General features: G+C 67.9%; 2 protein-coding genes and 1 pseudogene. 2 read left to right on the top strand and 1 reads right to left on the bottom strand.

Going from position 1 to position 3,971, the window contains the following annotated elements; genetic code table 11:
* Together RT567_RS14510 and RT567_RS14505 are read left to right on the top strand one after the other, a co-directional pair.
* The coding region (locus tag RT567_RS14510) for a FecR family protein (RefSeq protein ID WP_313576972.1) at positions 1 to 757 on the top strand (757 nt) is incomplete at its 5' end.
* 35 nt (positions 758 to 792) lie between these two features.
* On the top strand, positions 793 to 3,165 hold the full coding sequence (locus RT567_RS14505; RefSeq protein WP_313576971.1) for a TonB-dependent receptor domain-containing protein: 2,373 nt from the start codon (positions 793 to 795) through the stop codon (positions 3,163 to 3,165).
* Positions 3,166 to 3,334: 169 nt separating this feature from the next.
* Here RT567_RS14505 and RT567_RS14500 read toward each other — a convergent pair.
* Positions 3,335 to 3,971 (bottom strand): annotated as a pseudogene (locus tag RT567_RS14500) (peptidase); the annotation flags it as partial.

Here is a 3,971-nt window from a genome sequence, read left to right as displayed (position 1 = left end):
CTCGGCCCTCGCCCCCCGCAAACCCGCGCCGAATCGACGCTGGAGGTGGGCCGGCGGAGGTCTGGCCGCCGCCCTGGCGGCAGGCCTTCTGCTTCTGCCTTTGCTGAGCGATCGGACCTCGACCTACGTCACCGCGCCGGGCGAACAGAAGACGGTCAGCCTCAGCGACGGTTCGTCCATCGCCATGAACGGCGGCTCGGAGCTGTCAGTCAGATTGTCCGGCAAGGAGCGGCTGGTCGAGATGAAGTCGGCCGAAGCCGCCTTCGACGTGGCGCACGATGCGCAGCGCCCCTTCCGCGTGACGGTCGGCGAGAGCCGGATCGAGGTTCTGGGCACGGCCTTCGACGTTCGTCGCGACGGAGACAAGACGATCGTCAACGTCTCACGAGGCCTCGTGCGAGTCTCCGAACTGGCGAACCCCGCCCACAACGTCCGCTTGACCATGGGACAGGCCGTCACCCTGGTGGACGGCGGCCACGCGCTTGAGGTGACGCACGGATCGACCGAGACGGCCGGCTGGCGCACCGGGCGACTGGTGTACGACAACCGTCCCTTGTCGGACGTCGCCGCCGACCTCAGCCGCGCCTATCCGACGCCCGTGCGCGCCGTCGGCGCCGCCGCCGATATCCGCTTCACAGGCACCCTGGTCCTCGACGACCAGGCGTCGACCTTGCGCCGTCTCGAGGCCTTCCTTCCCATCTCCGCGTCCCGCGCGGACGGCGCCGTCCAGCTCAGGTCACGCGAAACCGCTCAATGATCTGCAGAGGGCGACGCGGGTTCATTCTGTTCGGCATGGCGTTCTCGCTGGGCAGCCAGACGGCGCACGCCGCGGAGCGACATCGCCTGTCTATCCCCGCCCAGCCGATGACGGCCGCCGTCCTGCAACTCGGCGTGCAGGCTCGGGTCTCGATCAACGCCGGAGCCGCCGCCGCCTGCGGTCGATCGCGCGCCGTCCGCGGCCGTCACGACATTCAATCGGCTCTGCGCCTGATGACGGAGGGCAGCGCCTGCACCTTCCGGCGCATCGATGATCGAACCTACATCATCACGCCGCGCCCCCAACCGCGCCTCGCGTCTCCTCGCCGGTCTGTTCCCGAGGCCCCGCCGGTCGAGAACATCCTCTTCGCCGTCGATGACGTCATCGTCACCGCCACGAAACGCGACCTGGCGCTGGCCAATGCGCCCTACGCCCTGTCCGCCCTCGACGGAGACGTCTTCGACGCTGCGGCGCGACAGGATACCGCCGCCCTCGCCACACGTCTGGCGGGGCTCACCGTCACCAACCTGGGCTCTGGCCGCAACAAGCTGTTCGTGCGGGGACTGGCCGACAGTCCCCTGACCGGCCAGACGCAGGCGATGGTGGGTCTGTATCTCGACGAAACCCGCCTGACCTACGACGCGCCCGATCCGGACCTGCGCCTGGTCGATCTGGAACGGGTCGAACTTCTGCGCGGCCCCCAGGCCGCGCTCTACGGGGCCGGCGCCATGGGAGGCGTGCTGAAACTGGTGAGCCGGCCGCCTGAGCTCGACGCCTACAGCGGCAAGGTGTCAGCAGGCTTCAACTTCACCGATGGCTCCGTTTTCGGCAATTCGACGGACATCATTTTCAACGCGCCGTTGATCCGCGACCGCCTGGCTATGCGCACCGTCGTCTATCAGGAAAGGTTCGGCGGGGTCATCGACGACACGAACCTGGGCCTGATCGACACCGGCCGCGTCGCGCGCTCGGGAACGCGCGTGACGTTTCTGTGGCGTATCGATCCCCAGTGGCAGGCGCGGCTCGGCTGGGTGCGGCAGGACATCAGGATCAACGACAGCCAGTATGCTTTCGAGGCGCAGGGGCCATACGAACGCGCCCTGTCGAAACGCGAGCCGAGCAACAACAACTTCAGCGGCATAGCGTTGGCCGTCACGGGGGATCTGAGCTGGGGTCGGGTGAAGATCACCAACGCCTTTCAGGCGCACGAACTGGGGCGTCGCTACGACGCGACCAGGGCTGCAGGTTCTCTGGGCGCCAGCGAGGGGCCGTTGGTCTATGACGAAGCCGACAGCATCCAGGCGGTCGCGCTGGAGGTGTCCGCCGCCACCCATCCCGGCGGCCCCGTTCAGGGCATCGCCGGCTTCTACGCCTCGCAGTACGAGCACGACCGGGCCGGCGAACTGCTCGATATCGAGCCTGACCAGCAACTGTTTCGAGCCATCAAGCAGGACACGACCTGGGAAGCCGCCCTGTTCGGCGAAGCGACCTGGAATCCGTTCGACCGCGTCAAGCTCACGGTCGGCGGGCGCTATTTCGTCGTCGCCATCCTCTCCCACACCTATCAGCAGAGCCGCGCGTCCGAAGATCGGTTCGAGGGGCAGCACAAGGATGCGGACTTCGCGCTGAAAAGCGTCATCGAATATGATGTGAGCGACAGCCTGCTCGCCTATGTGCAGCAAAGCCAGGGCTATCGCGTCGGCGGCTTCAACGGCGGCGCGCTGATCGACAGGCCGTACGGGCAGCCAGGCTCGGGCGCTCCGCCGTTCCGCGAATTCGCCCCGGATAGATTGTACAGCCTGGAGGCGGGCGTTCGCTGGCGAGGTCTCGACAACCGCCTCGCGCTCCGCGCCGCCGTCTTCCGGACCCGATGGGAGGAGATCCAGTCCGACCGCGTCTCTCCAGATGGCCTTCCTTTCACCGCCAATATCGGCTCCGGCGGCAGCACGGGCATAGAACTCGAAGGCGTCTGGCGCGACGGCCCGTGGCGGCTGGACTTCAACTTCATGGGCAATGACGCCCGCCTGAAGACCGCGGACAGGCACTACCCCCTGGAGGAAGGCGGCCACTTGCCGGGGGTGCCGAGGGTTCTGGGCGCGGCCAGCGCTCGCCGCGAGGTGTCGCTGGGCGGCCTGCCCGGATGGGTCAGCGGCTCGGTCGGCTATGTCGGTCCGTCCAGCCAGCAGTTGTCCCCTGTCGCCACGACCCAGATGGGAGACTATGTGACCTCTGAAGTGGCCGCGAGCGTCGCCATGGGCGCCTGGGACGCCACACTCCGCATAGACAATCTGTTCAACGGGTCGGGCGACACCTTCGGCTACGGCAATCCGTTCCTCGTCGGGCGCGAGGCGGTCGCCACGCCCCAAAGACCGCGCAGCTTCGCCCTGTCGCTGACGCGCAGCTTCTGACGGCGTTCGAACGGTACGGAAGGACTCGATCTCCCTGTTCAGGATGTCGCGGGTCTGTTTGGCTCTCTTCAGGCTGGGTCAGGCGGACGGCGCGGCTGAGAAACAAGCAGGCCCACGAAAAAGGCCGCCCGGTTGATCGCCGGGCGGCCTTTCTGTTCTGTCGTTCTGTCTAGCGGGCCGCGTCGTGCGATGCGGCGGGGCCGTAGAAGAGGGCGTTGAACAGCAGGCGGCTGGAGGCGCGAGCCTGGGCGCGGTTCACCACGTCGGGGCCCAGGACGATGACGCGGCCCTGACCGTGTTCCAGGTCCAGCACGGCGTCGGAGCCCGACAGTTTCTCTGAACCGATGGCCCAGCCGCTGGAGACCGCCACCTGCTGCGGATAGCGCACCAGGGAGGCCCCTTCGCCCGCATGACGGAAGCCCGCGTTACGGTTGAAGAAGACGTCCATCTGGCGCGGGGCGCCGAAGGTCAGCGGGCGGCTGTTGTCGACCTCGGTCTTCATCACCGCGCCGGGGATGAAGAAGTCGGTCGAGGGCAAAGGCTTGCCGTCCGCGCCGGTCAGCACGTCCTGCACCGGCGCGCCCATGGCGGCGGCCAGGCGGTGAGCCGAGCCGATGGTCACGACGCTGCCGCCCGCCCGTGCAAAGGCGTCCAGCTGGGGCACGGTCTTCTCGGCGGTGATGTGGCCCAGCCAGCTGCGGTATTCGGCGGGGATGCTGTCCGGCGCCGGTTGCGGGCGCTGGGCGGCGGCGGACAGGTCGGCCGGGATCATGTCCGAGGCGAACAGCAAGACGTCGAAGTCCTTG

The organism is Brevundimonas sp. (assembly GCF_032107865.1).
In the GTDB taxonomy this organism is placed as follows: Bacteria; Pseudomonadota; Alphaproteobacteria; order Caulobacterales; family Caulobacteraceae; genus Brevundimonas.
The sequence above is the reverse complement of the archived record's forward strand: the minus strand, read 5'-3'. Positions and strand labels throughout refer to the sequence as shown.